16 protein-coding genes are annotated in these 16,935 nt (G+C 72.3%); 9 read left to right on the top strand and 7 right to left on the bottom strand.

The genetic code is table 11. The annotated features are described in order from the left end of the window. Positions 1-135 precede the first annotated feature (135 nt). Both ACH4K4_RS30780 and ACH4K4_RS30785 read left to right on the top strand, forming a co-directional pair. On the top strand, positions 136-1,221 hold the full coding sequence (locus ACH4K4_RS30780) for a LacI family DNA-binding transcriptional regulator (protein WP_398171772.1): 1,086 nt from the start codon (positions 136-138) through the stop codon (positions 1,219-1,221). Positions 1,222-1,283: 62 nt separating this feature from the next. After that, positions 1,284-1,946, top strand: coding sequence for a hypothetical protein (locus ACH4K4_RS30785; RefSeq protein ID WP_398171773.1), 663 nt, complete (start codon positions 1,284-1,286; stop codon positions 1,944-1,946). On the opposite strand, the gene ACH4K4_RS30790 is transcribed toward ACH4K4_RS30785, so the two are convergent. From ACH4K4_RS30790 to ACH4K4_RS30800, 3 genes are all read right to left on the bottom strand, one after another. Next, on the bottom strand, positions 1,846-2,406 hold the full coding sequence (locus ACH4K4_RS30790) for a pentapeptide repeat-containing protein (RefSeq protein ID WP_398171774.1): 561 nt from the start codon (positions 2,404-2,406) through the stop codon (positions 1,846-1,848). The genes ACH4K4_RS30785 and ACH4K4_RS30790 overlap by 101 nt on opposite strands. Then, positions 2,303-2,626 carry a YkvA family protein gene (locus ACH4K4_RS30795; RefSeq protein ID WP_398171775.1) on the bottom strand — a complete coding sequence of 108 codons (324 nt, stop codon included), beginning with the start codon at positions 2,624-2,626 and terminating at the stop codon, positions 2,303-2,305. Before ACH4K4_RS30795 ends, ACH4K4_RS30790 begins: the two co-directional genes overlap by 104 nt. A 163-nt stretch (positions 2,627-2,789) precedes the next feature. Next, positions 2,790-3,881 (bottom strand): acyltransferase family protein, encoded by a 1,092-nt coding sequence (locus ACH4K4_RS30800; RefSeq protein WP_398171821.1) that lies wholly within the window; start codon positions 3,879-3,881, stop codon positions 2,790-2,792. A 547-nt stretch (positions 3,882-4,428) separates the two neighbouring features. Here ACH4K4_RS30800 and ACH4K4_RS30805 point away from each other — a divergent pair. Next, on the top strand, positions 4,429-5,301 hold the full coding sequence (locus ACH4K4_RS30805; RefSeq protein ID WP_398171776.1) for a serine protease: 873 nt from the start codon (positions 4,429-4,431) through the stop codon (positions 5,299-5,301). Between the two features lie 40 nt (positions 5,302-5,341). On the opposite strand, the gene ACH4K4_RS30810 is transcribed toward ACH4K4_RS30805, so the two are convergent. Both ACH4K4_RS30810 and ACH4K4_RS30815 read right to left on the bottom strand, forming a co-directional pair. Next, on the bottom strand, positions 5,342-7,177 hold the full coding sequence (locus ACH4K4_RS30810) for an asparagine synthase-related protein (protein ID WP_398171777.1): 1,836 nt from the start codon (positions 7,175-7,177) through the stop codon (positions 5,342-5,344). Positions 7,178-7,183: 6 nt separating this feature from the next. Beyond that, on the bottom strand, positions 7,184-7,324 hold the full coding sequence (locus ACH4K4_RS30815) for a lasso RiPP family leader peptide-containing protein (RefSeq protein ID WP_398171778.1): 141 nt from the start codon (positions 7,322-7,324) through the stop codon (positions 7,184-7,186). A gap of 189 nt (positions 7,325-7,513) precedes the next feature. Between ACH4K4_RS30815 and ACH4K4_RS30820 the strand changes: the two genes are divergently transcribed. Next, positions 7,514-7,852, top strand: coding sequence for a hypothetical protein (locus tag ACH4K4_RS30820; protein WP_398171779.1), 339 nt, complete (start codon positions 7,514-7,516; stop codon positions 7,850-7,852). A 16-nt stretch (positions 7,853-7,868) separates the two neighbouring features. Here ACH4K4_RS30820 and ACH4K4_RS30825 read toward each other — a convergent pair whose 3' ends face one another. Next, positions 7,869-8,669: a DeoR/GlpR family DNA-binding transcription regulator gene (locus ACH4K4_RS30825; RefSeq protein ID WP_398171780.1), complete on the bottom strand. Its 801-nt coding sequence runs from the start codon at positions 8,667-8,669 to the stop codon at positions 7,869-7,871. A gap of 39 nt (positions 8,670-8,708) precedes the next feature. Next, a complete protein-coding gene (locus ACH4K4_RS30830; RefSeq protein WP_398171781.1) occupies positions 8,709-9,764 on the bottom strand; it encodes an NAD(P)-dependent alcohol dehydrogenase in 1,056 nt (351 codons plus the stop codon). 332 nt (positions 9,765-10,096) lie between these two features. On the opposite strand from ACH4K4_RS30830, the gene ACH4K4_RS30835 reads away from it, so the two are divergent. From ACH4K4_RS30835 to ACH4K4_RS30855, 5 genes are all read left to right on the top strand, one after another. Beyond that, entirely contained in the window at positions 10,097-12,409 is a 2,313-nt protein-coding gene (locus ACH4K4_RS30835) for a SpoIIE family protein phosphatase (protein WP_398171782.1), read from the top strand. A 50-nt stretch (positions 12,410-12,459) separates the two neighbouring features. Continuing rightward, positions 12,460-13,347 carry an SIS domain-containing protein gene (locus ACH4K4_RS30840; protein WP_398171783.1) on the top strand — a complete coding sequence of 296 codons (888 nt, stop codon included), beginning with the start codon at positions 12,460-12,462 and terminating at the stop codon, positions 13,345-13,347. Beyond that, positions 13,340-14,050, top strand: a complete 711-nt coding sequence (locus tag ACH4K4_RS30845; RefSeq protein ID WP_398171784.1) for an SIS domain-containing protein — start codon at positions 13,340-13,342, stop codon at positions 14,048-14,050. Before ACH4K4_RS30840 ends, ACH4K4_RS30845 begins: the two co-directional genes overlap by 8 nt. 68 nt (positions 14,051-14,118) lie before the next feature. Continuing rightward, positions 14,119-15,156, top strand: a complete 1,038-nt coding sequence (locus tag ACH4K4_RS30850; protein ID WP_398171822.1) for a hydrogenase expression protein HypE — start codon at positions 14,119-14,121, stop codon at positions 15,154-15,156. After that, positions 15,149-16,933 (top strand): nickel-dependent hydrogenase large subunit, encoded by a 1,785-nt coding sequence (locus ACH4K4_RS30855; RefSeq protein ID WP_398171785.1) that lies wholly within the window; start codon positions 15,149-15,151, stop codon positions 16,931-16,933. The genes ACH4K4_RS30850 and ACH4K4_RS30855 overlap by 8 nt, the downstream gene beginning before the upstream one ends. The last annotated feature ends 2 nt before the right edge of the window (positions 16,934-16,935 follow it).

The following is a 16,935-nucleotide window of genomic DNA, read 5'->3' on the forward strand; positions in this document are numbered from 1 at the left end:
AGAACGTTCCCAAGGCGAGCGGGGAGAGCTTGCCGAGGCGAGATTGGGAACGTTCCCAGCGGGATTGTTGGGAACCTTCCCACCGCCGTCCGCAGGGCGTCAATACCCCTGCACAGCCGATAGCCTGGCGACGCCATGACGACGAACCGACGCACCGGCCCGCACCGGCCCGCCACGATCCCCGACGTCGCCCGCGAGGCGGGCGTCTCCCGCTCCACCGCCTCCCGGGCCCTCGCCGACTACGGCTCCGTCAGCCCCGAGGCCCGCGAGCGCGTACGAGCCGCCGCCGAGAAACTGGGCTACCGCGCCAACCAGCTCGCCCGGTCCATGATCACCGGGCGGACGCACACCCTGGGCGCGGTGATCGCCGACATTCAGAACCCGTTCTTCGCCGGCGTCACCCGCGGCATCACCGACGCCGCCCGCGCGGCCGGCTACCAGGTCCTGCTGGCCAACACCGACGAGGACCCGTCGGCCGAGCGGGCCGCCGTGAAGATGCTGCGCGACAAGCACGTCGACGGCCTGATCGTCGCCCCCGCCTCCACGACCGACACCGGCCACCTCACCGCCGCCCACACCGGCGGCTGCCCGGTCGTCCTCCTCGACCGGCGCGTGCCCCGCCTCGACATGGACTCCGTCGCCGTCGACAACCACGGCGCCGCCCAGGACGCCGTACGCCGCCTGATCGCCATGGGACACCGGCGCATCGCCCTGGTCAGCCTGGTGGGCAACGACGACGCCGACGACCCGGTGGACCCCGGCTCCACGGGCCTGGCCCGCATAGCGGGCTACCGCGCCGCGCTGCGGGAGGCGGGCATCGCCGACACCGGCGACTACCTGCGCACCGGCGCCTTCCACGGCGAGGACCCGGCCGTGCTCGCCACGGACCTGCTGGACTCCCCCGCACCGCCCACCGCCGTCTTCGCGACCGACAGCCTGATCGCGCTGGGCGTGCTGTCCGCGGCCCGGGAGCTGGGGCTGCGCGTGCCGGAGGACCTGTCCGTGATCACCTTCGACGACACCGACTGGGCCCGCGCCGTACGCCCCCGGATCAGCGTGGTCGCCCAGCCCGTACAGGAACTGGGCGCCAAGGCCGTGCACGCCCTGGTCGCCCGCGTACAGGGCGGCACCCACCACCCCGAACACACCACACTGCCCACGGAGTTCATCGCACGCGAGTCGGTGGCGCGGGCGGCGAAGGGGAAGTCGGAGCGCGCGTAGGGGTGGCGTGAGTCTCCGGGGACGCGGGGCGCCAACGGGCCGCCGCGGGCATGATGTGCGGCATGAAGCCGGTCAAGCGCTGCCTCCTGCTCGCGCTTCTGGCCGCCGTCTCCGCCGGTTACACCCTGCTGCTGTGGCACGGGCCGTGGTGGATCGACGGCGCCCACTTGCGCACCCGCGAACTCCAGCCGGCCGACGGCGTCGTCATCACCGGGTTCCGTACCGCCCTGGTCGCCCTCGGGGCCGGGTTCATCGCCGCGGCCGGTCTCTTCTACACCCACCGCACGTTGCAGCACACGCGGGAGAAGGACCAGGAGCAGGCGGAGATCGCGCGCGAGGGGCAGGTCACCGACCGCTACGTGGAGGCGATCAAGCTGCTCGGCTCGGAGAACCCGACCGAGCGGCTGGGCGGCATCTACGCGCTCCAGCGCATCATGCACGACTCCCGGAAGGACCACCTCACGGTGGTGAACGTGCTGGCCGCGTACGTGCGTACACACCACCCGACCCCCGGCGACGGAGGTGGCGGGCAGCCGTGCGACGCCGGGGACCGGGAGGGCCGGCACTCGGGCCGGGCCGAGCCTCGCGGCACGCGCCCGCTGCCCGAGGACATCCACACCGCCCTCACCGTGATCTCCGACCGCCCGGTGCGGAACCTGCCCCGCGAGCACGTGGACCTGCGCGGCATCGACTTCCGCCGGGCGGACCTGCGCCATGAACTGTGAAGTCGGCATGGCGCAGGTTCGCCTCACGGAAGTCGGCACCGGACAGGTCCGCGCCCCGCAGCGCGCCCCCGCTCAGATCCGCTTCCCGGAAGTCCGCGCCGGCGAGGTCCGTGCCCCGGAAGCGCACCTCCAGCAGGCCGAGCTGCGCGAAGTCGGCCTCGGCAGCACCGGTCTGCGGACGTACCCGCTGCCGGAGCACGGCTACCTGGCCGTGGACCAGCTCCTGCGGGCGAACCTCCACCGCTCGACCAGGCTGCCTCCGGACCTGGCCAGGAACGCCGAGATCCTGGCCCGCATGGACGAGTGCGAAGCCGCGCAGCGCCCGTAGCCCCCGGACAGTCGCGGCGCGGCAGGGCTCACGTACCCGCCTCGACCTCCCGCGAGGAGGACCGCTTCCCCTTGCGCACCCCCGAGGCGTCGGCCGCCGCTTGCAGCGAGCGCAGCGCCAAGAGGAGCACACCGATGTCGTCGAGCAGGACCGGATCGGGCAACAGGTCGACCGGGGAGATCAGATAGAGCAGGGCTCCCCAGTACGCGACCTTGTTCTCCAGCGGTACGCCCGCGTCACGCAGGGCGCTGCGCGCCCGGACCACCTTGACCAGCAGCACGATCGCCGCGACGACCATCGCGCCCAGCAGGACCGCCACGATCACCACGATCGCCCACATCTCACCGCTCATCTCTGACGTCTTCCCTCCGTCACGCGTGAAATGCCGACCGGCACCGGAATTCTCCTACCGGTGCCGGCGGCACGCACTTCAACGAGCGATCAGGCGAGGCGAAACGGCGTGCGGGACGGCTGGGGCCAGAGTTTCCCCGGAGCCTCGCCGGCAGCCGCTACCGTCAGTGCAGCAATTCCGGATCCGGCTTCCGCTCCTCCCGTTCCCGTACGATTTCTCTCTGCTTTTCCACCGGCGCGGCCGTCTTTTCCGTTCTCGACCGGTACCGCATCTCCTCGAAGCTCTTCTGCATGGCATTGCGCAGTTTCTTGCCCAGCGGCCGTTCCACGAACCGGTGCACCAGCCAGGAGAGGAACAGCATGAGAACGACGATGCCCGGCAGGAGCACGCCCGCGGGCACCCGGTCGCGCAGCAGGTCGATGAGGGTGAAACCCACGTACATGTGGAGCAGGTAGAGCGGATAGGTGAGCGTTCCGGCCGTGGACAACCAGCGCCATTGGAGTCTGTCGAACCATCCGAGGGCAATGGCGGCCATCAGGGCGAAAGCCACCAGAACGGCCAGCCGCACCGGCCATCCCTGCGCCATGTCCGCCTTCGCGCCGAGGTTCATCACCAGCCGGCCGCGCAGATAGTGCTGGGCCAGCAGGAAGGAGACCGCGACAATGGCCCACAGCAGGGCGGTGGGCTTGAAGCGGTGCATGAGGTAGAAGGCGATGCCCGCGATGAAGTACGGGGAGTACGGCGCGATGGCCCACACCGAGAGCAGGTCGCTGTTGGACTTCAGCGCCACCACCCCGGCCACGGTCCACAGGCCGCAGAAGAGCACGCACCGGCGGTAGGTGACCCCGCGGAACACCACGATCGCGAACAGCAGGTAGAACTTCAGCTCGATGAACAACGTCCAATAGGCGTCGTCGACATCGGGCACGCCGAGCCCCTGCTGAAGCATCGTGAGGTTCGTCAGCACCGTTTCCCAGTTGTCCGCGCTGCGGACGTTCGGCCACACCGTCAGGACGGCCGCCGTGAGCAGTACGGCAATCCAATAGGCGGGATAGAGGCGGGAAACACGGGAGGTCACGAAATCGCCGAGGGAACGCCCCCAGGTGCTCATACAGATGACGAATCCGCTGATCAAGAAGAACACTTCAACGCCCAGCCACCCGTACTCCGACAGGTGGTACACGACCGGGGAGAACGTGTCCGGGTCCTCGCCCCAGCCGTCGCGCAGGGTGATGTAGTGATACGCCAGGACCATCAGGGCCGCCAGCAGTCTCAGCCCGTCGAGGACCCTGAGTCTGGGCCGCCGCACTCCCTCCTGTGGCACGGGAGGGTGTTTGGGCGCGGCGTAAAGCATCCGGGTCCTTAACGACGGTGCGGCGGCATTCTGTCCGAATTTTGCGGTAAACCGTGGAAAATGCGCGAACGGATCGCGGAGTTTAGGGTACGACACCTCACCTGCCTCGTGTCCACAACATCCGTGATGTTCGCGACAGTCGACGGCGGTGCAGGTCGGCAAGGGGGCGGTTGTGGTGCACCGCTGCCGTTTCTAAGAAATGCATGAAAAAGCGGACCGGTGCCCCGGGGCCGGCCCCTCACCGAGGCGGCGGCCGCTCACCCGCACGACGCCTCCCGCCCGGCGGCGGACCGCCGCAGGCCGTCGGTGGCCGCCCCGCCCGCCATGCCGCACGCGGCCGACTTCCCGCCGGTTACGGCGAAGTTGTTGCCAGGAGCCCCAGCAGCCCCAACAATGCGCACGTCAAAGCCGAAGGACCTTCGGCTACGGATTGTGAGAGGACCCCCACATGAAAAGCCCTCTCGTCGGTGCCCTGGCCACGGCCGTCCTGGGTACCGCGGCGCTCGTGGGCACCGCCGGAACCGCCGGTGCCGCCACCACCCCGGACGCCACCGGACACCCGGCGGCGGCCAAGGCAGCGGCTCCCAGAGCCGTGAGCTTCGCCGGCACGGTGGCGCTCAGCAACTGCTCGGGCTCGATCGTGCGCATGCCCACTTCGACCGACAACGACCCCGCACTGGTCATGTCCAACGGGCACTGCCTGGAGAGCGGCATGCCCGGGGCGGGCGAGGTCGTCGTCGACCAGCCCTCCAGCCGCAGCTTCACCGTGCTCAGCGCCTCGGCGGGCAACCTCGGCGCGGTCCGCGCCACCAAGGTCGTCTACGCGACCATGACCGACACCGACGTCTCGCTCTACGAACTCTCCTCCACCTACGCCCAGATCAAGCAGCGCTACGGCATCAAGGCGCTGGACGTCGCCACCACCCACCCGGTCAAGGGCGCCGCGATCAGTGTCGTCTCCGGTTACTGGAAGAAGACCTACAACTGCAACGTGGACGGATTCGCCTACCGGTTGAAGGAAGGGAACTGGACCTGGAAGGACTCGGTCCGCTACACCGCCCCCTGCAAGGTCATCGGCGGCACCTCGGGTTCGCCGGTGATCGACGTCGCCTCCGGCAAGGTGGCGGCCGTCAACAACACGATCAACGAGAGCGGCCAGCGCTGCACCCTGAACAACCCCTGTGAGGTCGACGCCAACGGCCAGGTGACGGTGCGCCGCGGCATCGGCTACGCGCAGGAGACATACGAGATACCCAAGTGCTTCGGCACCGGCAACAAGCTCGACCTGGAGCGGCCCGGCTGCGTCCTGCCCAAGGGCTGAGACACCCGCCGGCGAGCACGCGCCGTGCTCGCCGGCGGCGTCAACCCGCGCCGGACACCGGCCCGCCGGGCACCAAACGCAGCCACACCTCGCAGGCCAGCGTGTTGTCGAGGGCGCGCAGCACGTCAGCGGACAGCTGGGGCCGGCCGAGACCGGCGCCGAGGGCCGTGGTGTCCAGGAGGCCTGCCTCGGCCAGACGGGATGCGTTGAACAGTTCCGCGAGGGCGGACCGGTTCCGGCGCAGGGCGGAGTAGAAGTCGGCGGTGTACTCGCCCTTGGTGCACCGGGCCAGGAGCAGGTCGGGGACGACGCCCCGCATGGCTTCGGCGAGCACCGGCTTGTAGCGTCCCGGCGCGCCGCGCTCGGCGACCCGTACGGACAGCGCGGCCTCGATCACACCGTCGTCGAGGAAGGGCGCGGCGTACGGCAGTCCGAGGCCGGACGTCACCTGGTCGACCTGCCGGAAAGCGCGGCCGCACGTCTGCACGGCACTCAGCGCGGCGTGCCGGCCGCGCCGTTCTGCGAGCGGCTCGGGGTCCTCGGCGGCCGACGCGCGCAGCAGGTCCTGTGCCGCCCGTACCGCCTCCTGGGTGGCCCAGGGCGGCATCGGCGACAGCATGCCCCAGGCCGTGCCGGACGTGTAGCGGGCGGGTGCGGGCCGCGCCGCGTCCTGGGTGAGGTGGTCGGCCCAGGCGGTCAGCCACCGGTGGAAGGCGCTGCGGTCCGCCAGGCCGCGCAGCTGCGGCCACAGCGGCCCGCGCCGGACGGCCCGGTCCCGGCGTACGCGGCCGAGCGCCGCCCAGGGGTGGCTGCGCAGGACGTCGTGCAGGTACGGCGGCAGGTCGCCGAACAGCTCGTCACCGCCACCGCCCGACAGGTGCAGCCCCGACCCCCGCCCGGTCAGGTGGCCGGCGAGCATGGCGAGCCGGGCGCTGTCACGGGCCCAGACGCCCGGCTCGTCCGAGACCGCTTTCGGATCGGTCATGCCGCTGAACAGCAAGGGCACGCGGGCCCGTTCGGGCCGTACGTGTTCTGCGCCGGGCAGTCGGGCGGCCGCCCGCGCGGCCCAGGCGGCGTCGTCGTTCGCCGGGTCCACGCTCTCCCAGCCGAAGGTGACCAGGCGGGCCGGGCCGCGGTCCGCGAGGAAGCACAGGCTGGTGGAGTCCATGCCGCCGGAGAGGTCCGCGCTCACCGTCTCGCGGCCGGCGGTGCAGGAGTCCACCGCTGCGGTGAGCGCGCGGCGTACCGCGTCCGCCCCGTGGCCCGCCGTGAGCTCGGGTTCCGGCGGTGTCCACCACCGCCGGGTGGTGGCCCGCCCGTCCTCGTCCAGCAGCAGGCAGTGCCCGGCGGCCACGGACTCGACGCCGCGCCAGATGCCGTGACCGTCGCCGAGCGGGTACGGCGGGGGCGTCGCCAGGAGGTGGAGTGCCACCTGCCGCTCGTCCACGCCCGCGCCGACCGCCGCCGCCAGGGTGTCGGCGCGGCAGGCCGCCACCGTCACGCCGGCCACCCGGGCGTGGAAGACGCGCCGTACCGCCGAGGCGCTGCCGCGCACCCGGACCCGGCCGCCCGCCGAGGTGACCGCGTGGAAGCTGCCCGGCAGCCCGGCGAGCGCCCGCTCGGTGTCGGAGACGTCCCGGAGTGCGCGCAGCCGGTCCGCGAGCGCTTCGGCGGTGACCGGGCACCGCCCGATCACCGCCATCCGCGCGCTTCCCGCGGCGGCGACCACCACCAGACCGGCCGGCCAGCTGCCCATCAGCCACGGGCGTCCGGAGTGGTGGTTGACCACCGCGGTCGCCCGGGCGCGCAGCAGCCGCGCCGCGGCCGGCCCGCGGCCGCCGTCGGGGAAGACCGCGAACCACACCTCGGCGGTCAAGGTCCGTCAGCCCGCCGGCGGGATCTGCCAGTACCAGGGGGCGTAGCCGCCTTCGAAGAAGGTGCCGGTGTTCGAGCCCAACGTCAGCTCGGTGAAGCCGCCGATCTCCTGCACGACGGGCGGCTCATAGGTCTCGTCCGGTCCCACAGAACTCCCCTTTCCGCATACCGGCCCCGCGCCGCCCTGACCGTTTCAGGGCCGCCGGGCCCACGCGGCCAATGGCCTGCCCGGAAGGGCACCGCCGTACGCCGGACGGCCGCCGTCTTCACCCGGTGGGGTGACGCGTCCGCGGGCCCATTCGAAGCGCGCGGCCCGGCGGTGTGGCACGGTCGGACCATGAACGCGGCATCCGACATCCGTTCCCAGGCCACCGCCCTCGCCCGTGACCTCGGTGGTTCCTGGCAGCCGGACGACGCCGACCGCAACCTCGCGCTCGCCCTGGTCCTCGCCCGCGACGACAACGGCGGCCTGCTCACCGCCCGCATCATCACGCGCTACCTCCTGGATGCCTCCTACGGCCTGAAACCCATCGGCGCCATGTACCAGCTGATGGCCTGCACCGCCGACTTCCTGGACGACCCGCGGCAGGCCGGCACCGACGACGGGCAGGCGGCCCTGAGCGACGTCAACGGCCTTCTCGACACGGTCGCCGCCCTGCCGCCCGCCGGCACGTGACGCGTGGCCGCGCGGCTCAGTCCGCGGCCGGTTCGACGGTCCGCACGTCGGTGCCGGTGGCGCGCAGGGCGGCCAGCTCGGCGGCGGGGGTGGCGGTGTCGGTGACGACCGTCCGGTAGCGGGCGGCGGTGCCGTACGCGTAGGTGGCCCGTTTGCCGAACTTCGTGTGGTCGGCGAGGAGCACGGCTTCGCCGGCCGAGCCCAGCATGGCCTCCTTGACCTCGACGTACTCGCTCAGCGGGTGGAAGAGCCGCCCGTCGAGTACGGCGGTGGCGGACGTCAGCAGCAGATCGGCGTGGATCCGGGCGAGGGCGCGGGTGACCTCCGGTCCCGTGCAGGAGTCGAACTCGCTCCGGTACCGGCCGCCGAGCAGGGTGACGTCCACGCCGGGCGCCGCTCCCAGGCGCCGGGCGAGGCCGACGGAGTTGGTGACCACCGTGAGCCGCTCGTGCCGGGCCAGCATGCCGGCCAGCGGGTAGAGGGTGGTGGAGTCGTCCATCAGCACGGTGCTGCCCGGGGCGACGCGCCCGGCCACCGCGGCGCACAGGGCGGTCTTGGCGGGCAGGCCCGTGTCCTCCCGGAAGCGGGTGGCGGTCTCCATGGTGAGCGCGGGGAAGGCGACGGCGCGCCCACGCTCCTTGCGGAGCAGGTGGCGCCCGGCGAGGTCGTCGAGGTCGCGGTGCATCGTCATGAGGCTGACGTCGAAGCGGGCGGCGAGCGTGTCGATGCGCAGGTCCCCGTGGTCGGCGACGTACCGCAGGACGGACTGCCGCCGCTGTTCGACGGCGGCCTGCGAGGGCCGTGCCTTGGCGGGCATCCGGCGTCCCTTTCCCTCTCTGGTCCTCGCCGCGGGTGGTCAGCCGGGCAGCGGACACACCAGGGGCTTGATCGTCGTACGGTCGCGGGCCGCGGCGGTGAGCGCCTGCCCGGCCTCCTCCAGGCCGTACCGGTGGGTGACCAGCCGGTCGAGCCGCACCTCCCCGGAGGCGGCCAGGGCGATGGCGGTCGGCCAGGTGTTGGCGTACCGGAAGGTGCCGGTGACCTCGATCTCGAAGTTTTGCACATGGGCCAGCGGCAGCGGCACGGTGTCCCCGCCCATCCCCACCAGCACCGCCCGTCCCGCCCGCCCGACGGTCCTGATCGCCTCGTCGGCGACGGCCGGGACGCCGGAGCACTCCAGGAGGACGTCGGGGGCGTAGCCGGTCGCGGCGAGCCGGGTGCCGCGGACGTCCACCGTGCCGGTGGCGCCCAACTGCCGTGCCAGGTCGAGCCGTTGCGGCGCGATGTCGGTGACGACCACCTCGGTGGCGCCGAACGCGCGGGCCGTCTGGACGGCGACCAGGCCGATGGGGCCCGCGCCGGTGACCAGCACCCGCGAGCCGGGCCCGATCCGCCCCTTGCGCGCCGCCCACACGCCGACGGACAGCGGCTCCAGCAGGGCCGCGGTCTCGGCGGTCAGCGTGCCGGGGACGGCGTGGGCGAAGTCCTCGTCGATGGCGACGTACTCGCACAGGGCGCCGTCGACCGGCGGGGTGGCGTAGAAGGACACCTCGGGGCAGAGGTTGTAGCGGCCGTGGCGGCACTGCGCACAGGTCCCGCACGGCACACCGGGTTCGAGGGAGACGAGCTGCCCCGGCCGGTGCCGGGTCGCGCCGGGGCCGAGGGCGACGACGGTGCCGCCGGGCTCGTGCCCGAGGACCATCGGGGCGCGGACGACGAAGTCGCCGATCCGCCCGTGCTCGTAGTAGTGCACGTCGGAGCCGCAGATGCCGACCGCTTCGACACGGACCAGGACCTGTCCGGGCCCGGGGCGCGGGACGGGCCGTTCCTCGGTCCGCAGGTCCTTGGGCGCGTGCAGGACGGCGGCGCGCATGGTGTCCGGGATGTGTGCGGGCAGGGCGTTGGCGGTCATTCTCCGGTCACGGCTCCCGTTCCTTGGTATCAGATCTTTCCGGCCTTCCTCACACATAATGCGTGATGAGAGCGAAGGTGCGCCACCCGTCGGGCGTGGCACCTCGCTGATCAATTCCGGACAACCACCGCTCACCTTCAGGCGCGTGAGCATGTCGCAACAAAGGCATTGGACATTAACGGCCACTCCCCACCGTGATCGAGTAGGCACTGATAGATATCAGCCAACATGAGGCAGGCCCTCCCGACCGGTCGTGTGTGTACGACACCCGTGCGACATCCGGAGAACGTGTGGGGCGGGCGCAGGTGCCTTCGAAGAAGCGACGAGGTGCCATGGTCCGGTGCGAGAGCGGTATCGCCGGTGCCCGGCCGGAGGAGGGCCGCCCCTTGGCGGAGGACACCTCCACGGCCCGGCCCGTGCTGACCACCGCACGCGTCGCGGAACTCCTGATCAAACACCTCGGGTGCGACGAGCCCCAGGCGCGGGCCTGCGCGAGCGGACTGGTGGGCGTTCCCGGAGTGGGCGCCCAGGCGGGCGCCGCCGCGGACGTCCCCGGGGCCGGCCCGCCCGGATCCGCCGGCGGCCCGGCCCTGGGCACCGGAGGCCGGTCCGTACGGGCCCACTGCCGTGAGGTAACGGTCCCCCTCGGATACGGACCGCCCGACGGAGCCGTGGACCTGGCCACCGCCCGCAGCCCGGCGGAGCTGGCGCACCGGCTGCACGAACGGGTCCGGCCCTGGGACGCCGCCGCGGTGCTGCTGGCAGTCCTGGACATGGAGGGCGTCCTGCGGATGAGCGGCGTCGCCGGCTCCGCCGCGCGGACCGTCAGCGACTGGTCGCAAGTGCCCCTGCACTGCATACTCCCGCTGGCCCGCATGGCCGAAGCGGACCAGCAGGTATGGCTCGACGACGAGGCCGGCGGCCGCACCCTGACCTGGGTGTCGGCCAGGAGCGACGCGCCGAACGCGCCGCGCCCCCTCGGGGCGCGCGACTCCGGCACCGGGCCCAGCACCGTGGTGTGCGTGGTGAGCGTCATCTGGTCCGCTCCCCCGCCGTCCACCGCCACGGCCCGCGGCCGGCTGGAGGCGCTGACCGACTCCGCCGGGCAACGGCTGCGCTGCCTGGCCGCCCTGGGGCTGCCGGACGACGGCGTACGGGCCGCCTGGCTGGGCGCGGTCATCGACGCGATCCCCGTACCGGCCGCGCTGCTCTTCCCGGTGCGCGGTCCGCTCGGCCGGGTCGTAGAGTTCACCATCGACCGCTGCAACGCGCACGCCACGGACCTCCTGGGCCGCACGCCCGAGCAGATCACCGGCAGCCGCCTGCTGGACGCCTTCCCCGGGATGGTCCTGTCCGGGATCTTCGACGCCTATGTGACGGTCCTGGAGACCGGCGTGCCGCTGGACCGGGGCCCGTTCTCGTACGAGGAGCCGTTCCACGGCGTGCTGCACCCGGCCGTGCTGAGCGTGCGCGCCCAGCGGGTGGGCGGCGGCCTGCTGGTGAGCTGGCAGTTCCATGACGAGCAGGCGCGGATGACGGCCCGGATCGACGACGCCGAGCGGCTGGCCAACCTGGGCTGGGCGGAGTGGAACCTGGTCACCGGCGACGTCACCTGGTCGCGGAGGATGTACGACATCCTCGAAACCGACCCGCTGAACGGACCGTTGCCGCTGGAAGCCCTGCCCGGATACGTCGTCGAGGAGGACCTGCCGGCCGTCGTGCGCGCCGTGCAGTCGCTGGCCCGCAACCCCAAACCGGTGTGGTTCGAGGTCCGTACGCGCGCCGCCGAGGGGTTGCGCCACGTGAGCGTCAACGCCGAACTGCACCGCGACAGCCTGGGCAACCTGGTGGCGTTGCGCAGCGTCGTCCAGGAGATCTCCGCGGTCCGGCGCATGGAGGCGGAGCTGGAGGCGTCCCGCCGAGAGGTCGAACGGCGGCAGCTGCGGATGGCGGAGGAACTGCAACTGGCGCTGCTGCCGCGGGTGCACACCACGCTCCCCGGGCTGCGGGCGGCCGTCCGCTACCAACCCGCCGAGAACTGCGCCCGGGTGGGCGGCGACTGGTTCGAGGCCGCGCCGCTGCCCGACGGCCGGGTGCTGATCGCCATCGGGGACGTGCTCGGGCACGGCCTCCAGGCCGCGGCGGGCATGGCGCAGTTGCGCAACGCGCTGCTCGGCATCGCGCACACCGGCGCCGACGCGGCCCAGATCCTCGACTGCCTGAACCTGGTCGCCTTCCACGGCCACGACGAGTCGCTGACGGCGACCGCCGTCGTCGGCCACTTCGACCCGGAGCGGCGCACCCTGTCCTGGGCCCGCGCCGGGCACCCGCCGCCCGTCCTGGTACGCGGCGGCCGGGCCACCGAGCTGAGCAACGACGACGGGACCACGCTGGGCGCCAGCCTGGATCCCGGCTACGCGCTCAAAGCGCTTCCCCTGCACGTCGGTGACCGTCTGGTCCTCTACACCGACGGCCTGGTCGAGCGCCGCGCCGACCGGGCCGGCGACCGGGAGGACCTGCTGCTGTCCGCCGCGCGACAGGGCGCCTGCGGCAGCCCCGAGGAACACCTGCAGACCCTGCTGTCCGTCCTGCACACCAATCCGGAGGACGACACCTGCGTCATCGTCCTCCACGTAGGGAGTTGAGCGACGATGCCCGTCAACCTGCCGCACGGCGGCCCGCCGGGAGCACGCCGATGAGCGGCCCGGACGTCGACGAGACGGCCGTACGCCACGCCTTCTCCCGCCGTGTCCCGGCCACCCGCGATCTCGCCGGGGCGGCCGGCCGGGTGGCGGCGGCGTGCCGGGACGTGGCGGGGCGGTTCGCGGGCGGCGGCAAGCTGATCGTGTTCGGCAACGGCGAGTCCGGCGTGGACGCGAGCCACATCGCCGTCGAGTTCATGCATCCGGTCGTGGTGGGCAAGCGGGCGCTGCCGGCGCTGGCCCTCGGCAACGACTCGGCGACGCTCAGCGGCGTCGGCGCCCGGCAGGGCTTCGACGAGGTCTTCGCCCACCAGCTGCGGGCGTTCGCCGCCGCCGGGGACATCGCGCTCGGCGTCTCGCCGGACGGCCGCTGCCCCAATGTGCGCCGGGCGCTGGCCCAGGCGCGGGAGTCGGGGCTGCTCACCGTCGCGCTGTGCGGCGGTGCCCGCGCCGACGCGCCGCCCGCCGACCACGTCCTGGTGCTCGGCGGCACGGACCCGCTGGTCGTCAAGGAGGTGCATGTGACGGCGTACCACCTGGTGTGGGAGCTGACGCACGTCTTCCTCGACCGGCTGGGCACGGGGAGCGCTGCGGAGGCGGCGCGGCCCGGTGTTCCGGACTGCCTGGACGACGTGTGCGTGACGTGCTCGGACGAGGCGCGTCCGATGCGGGTGCTGCGGCTGCTCCCGGGTGGCATGGCGCTGGCCCGCGAGGAGGAAGCGGGAGGCGGCGCGGAAGACCCGGCCGGCGACGGCGTGGAGATCAGCGTCGCGCTCGTCGACGCCGTCCCCGGCGCCACCGTCCTCGTCCACGCCGGGGAGGCCATCGCCCTGGCCGGCGACACCGCCGCGCCGCCGCAGCCGGGAGGCGCGGATGACTGAGGTCCCGGACGCCGTACGGGAGTTGTACCCGTTCCTGTACGAGAAGCGGGTGCCGGCCGCTACGGAGCCCGCCACCGACCTGGCCGACGAGGTGGCGCGTTCGACGCGGGAGAAGGTCGCCGAGATCACCGCGCTCCGGCGGGAGGTCGCCGCCAACTGCGCGCCGCGGATCGCCGCCTGCGCCGAGCAGATGGCGGAGCGCTTCGCGGCCGGCGGCCGGCTGTTCGCCTTCGGCAACGGCGGCAGCGCCACGGACGCCCAGGGCCTGGCCACCACCTTCCTGCACCCGCCCGCCGGGCCGGTGCCCGATGCCGTACCGCTGCCCGCGCTGTCGCTGACCAGCGACGCCGCGGTGGTCACGGCGCTGTCCAACGACGTCGGCTTCGACGTGGTCTTCGCGCGTCAGCTCGCCGCGTTCGGGCGGCGCGGCGACATCGCGGTCGGGCTGTCGACCAGCGGTGGGTCCGCCAACGTCGTCCGGGCGCTGGAGGAGGCCGCCCGGTGCGGCATGCTGACGGTGGCACTGGCGGGCCACGACGGCGGCCGGCTGGCCGGACTCGACGTACTCGGCCACCTGTTCGTCATCCCGTCCCCCTCGGTCCACCGCATCCAGGAAGCGCAGACGACCGTGTACCACGCGCTGTGGGAGCTGACCCAGCGCGCGCTGCGGGTCGTCCGGAAGGAGCGGGGTGGTGTGCTGTGACCGCCGCCGTCGGCTCGGACGACCACGCGGGGCCGCCTCCGGAACCCGCCGGGCGTGCCGGGGAACCGCTGGTCCACCTGCTGTGGCTGAACGCGGGGCTGAGCTGCGACGGTGAGTCGGTCGCGCTCACGGCGGCCACCCAGCCGAGCATCGAGGAGATCGTGCTGGGCGCCCTGCCGGGGCTGCCGCGGCTGGCGATGCACTGGCCGATGCTCGACTACGAATGCGGCCCGCAGCGCGGCGCCGACTCCTTCATCGAGTGGTTCCACCGGGGCGCCAGGGGCGAGCTGGGCCCGTTCATCCTGGTCGTCGAGGGCTCCGTGCCGAACGAGGCGATCAAGGAGGAGGGGTACTGGAGCGGGTTCGGCAACGACCCGGCCACCGGCCAGCCGATCACCACGTCCGCGTGGCTGGACCGGCTCGCGCCCGAGGCCGGGGTGGTGCTGGCGGCCGGCACCTGCGCCGCGTACGGCGGCATCCACGCCATGGCCGGCAACCCGACCGGCGCCATGGGCGTACCGGACTACCTGGGCCACGGCTGGCGGTCGCGGACCGGGGTGCCGATCGTGTGCGTACCGGGCTGCCCGGTGCAGCCCGACAACCTCTCCGAGACGCTCGTCTACCTGCTCTACCAGATCACCGGGCAGGCGCCGGTGATCCCGCTCGACGAAAACCTGCGGCCCACGTGGCTGTTCGGGCAGACCGTGCACGAGAGCTGCCACCGGGCGGGCTACTACGAACAGGGCGAGTTCGCGGGCGGCTTCGCCTCCGACCGGTGCCTGGTGAAGATCGGCTGCTGGGGCCCGGTGGTCAAGTGCAACGTGCCCCGGCGGGGCTGGATCAACGGCATCGGCGGCTGCCCCAACGTCGGCGGCATCTGCATCGCGTGCACCATGCCGGGCTTCCCCGACAAGTTCATGCCGTTCATGGACGAACCGGCGGGGGTGAAGGTCTCCGAGCCGGCCGGCGGGCTGTACGCGAGCCTGGTCCGCACGCTGCGTGCGATCACCCTGCACAACGTCGAGAAGGAACCGGCGTGGCGTCGCAAGGGCGACGCGCTGACCACCGGATACGAGCCTTCCTGGCGAGAGGGGCACCATGGGTGAGGGAACGGACGACGGCGAACTGGTCGAGATGGCGTGGGACCCGATCACGCGCATCGTCGGCAGCCTCGGCATCCACACGAAGATCGACTTCGGGCGCGGCCGGGTCGCGGAGTGCTACAGCACCTCCTCGGTCTTCCGCGGCTACAGCATCTTCATGCAGGGCAAGGACCCGCGCGACGCGCACTTCATCACCAGCCGGATCTGCGGCATCTGCGGCGACAACCACGCCACCTGCTCGGTGTACGCGCAGAACATGGCCTACGGAGCGCGGCCGCCGGCGCTGGGCGAGTGGATCCTGAACCTGGGCGAGGCCGCCGAGTTCATGTTCGACCACAACCTCTTCCAGGAGAACCTGGTCGGGGTGGACTACTGCGAGCGGATGGTCCGCGAGACCAACCCGGGCGTGTGGGAGCTGGCCGAGCGCACCGAAGCCCCGCACGCCGGACAGCACGGCTACCGGACGATCGGCGCCGTCATGCGGTCGCTGAACCCGCTGGAGGGCGAGTTCTACCGGGAGGCCCTTCAGGTCAGCCGTTCCACGCGGGAGATGTTCTGCCTGATGGAGGGGCGGCACGTACACCCCTCGACGCTGTACCCGGGCGGCGTCGGCACGGTCGCCACGGTCCAGCTGTTCACCGACTACCTGACCCGGCTGATGCGCTATGTGGAGTTCATGAAGAAGGTCGTGCCGATGCACGACGACCTGTTCGACTTCATGTACCAGGCCCTGCCGGGGTACGAGGAGGTCGGCCGGCGCCGGGTGCTGCTCGCCTGCTGGGGCGGGTTCAACGACCCGGAGCACTGCGACTACGACTACCGCACGATGGGCGACTGGGGCCGCAAGGCGTTCGTCACGCCCGGCGTGATCGTCGACGGCAGGCTGGTCACCAACGACCTGGTGGACATCAACCTCGGCATCCGCATCCTGCTGGGCAGTTCGTTCTACGAGGACTGGCAGGACCGGGAGCCGTTCGTCACCGAGGACCCGCTGGGCAACCCGGTCGACCACCGGCACCCGTGGAACCAGCACACCATTCCGCGCCCGCAGAAGCGCGACTTCGACGACAAGTACAGCTGGGTGATGTCGCCGCGGTGGTTCGACGGCACCGACCACCTCGCGCTGGACACCGGCGGCGGGCCGCTCGCCCGGCTCTGGTCCACGGCGCTGTCCGGCCTGGTGGACACCGGGCACATCAAGGCCACCGGGCACAGCGTCCTGATCAACCTGCCGCGCACCGCCACCAAACCGGAGACCACCTTCGAGTGGCGCATCCCCATGCACCGAGGCCAGCCGCTGAGCAACGCCATCGAACGCAACCGCGCTCGTACCTACTTCCAGGCGTACGCGGCCGCTGCCGCCCTGCACTTCGCAGAGCGGGCGCTCGCCGAGGTGCGGGCCGGGCGCACCGACACCTGGTCGCCGTTCACCGTGCCGGACAACGCCGCGAGCTGCGGTTTCAGCGAGGCCGTGCGCGGCGCGCTGTCCCACCACATGGTGATCAGGGACGGGCGGATCGCCAACTACCACCCCTACCCGCCGACGCCCTGGAACGGCAGCGTCCGTGACGTCCACGGCACGCCGGGCCCCTTCGAGGACGCCGTCCAGAACACGCCGATCTTCGAGGAGAACCCGCCGGAGAAGTTCAAGGGGATCGACATCATGCGCGCCGTCCGCAGCTTCGACCCGTGCATGCCCTGCGGGGTGCACATGTTCCTGGGCGGCGGCCGGGTGCTGAAGAAGTCGCTGTCCCCCACCGTCTACGGCACGGAGAGCTGAAT

Source organism: Streptomyces sp. NPDC017529 (assembly GCF_044329785.1).
Classification (GTDB): domain Bacteria; phylum Actinomycetota; class Actinomycetes; order Streptomycetales; family Streptomycetaceae; genus Streptomyces.